Below are 437 nucleotides of genomic sequence, written 5' to 3' on the forward strand. Positions count from 1 at the left end.
TCTTTTCCAAATGCAGTGAACGTCACCTCTGTTCCATAATTGGATATGACTGCTTCACTTGGAATACAATCCAGCTCCATACTGCTGTATTCAGCCACGGTATAACCATTCCCCGGGTTTACATACAGTCGGCTCTTAAATTTACATACCATCGGTTCTCTTCCTCCCGCTTACCTTGAAACATAAATGTATCTCCCATCATTGACTGCATAAAATCCGTCCTGCTTTAAATATTCGGTAATGGTATTGGCTTGCGCGCCCGGATATCCAGGAAGATTGCCAGCCCGTCTGTAACCCTTTGGGGTGCGGATATTACAGACACCATCGGTACGAATCCAAAATTCATTTTTTCCATGTGCAAATATATTGGTAGATATCGCTTTGATTCGTTCCCTTCCGCACCGTGTATACCATTCATATACCGGGGTGTCCCTTTC

General features: G+C 44.2%; 1 protein-coding gene. It reads right to left on the reverse strand.

Annotated elements, in window-relative coordinates; genetic code table 11:
* Positions 1 to 226: 226 nt before the first annotated feature.
* Positions 227 to 437, reverse strand: a 211-nt coding sequence (locus NE664_14230) for a hypothetical protein (GenBank protein ID MCQ4727793.1), incomplete at its 5' end; no start/stop codon positions are given.

Origin of the sequence: Anaerotignum faecicola (genome assembly GCA_024460105.1) — a bacterium.
Lineage (GTDB): Bacteria > Bacillota > Clostridia > Lachnospirales > Anaerotignaceae > JANFXS01.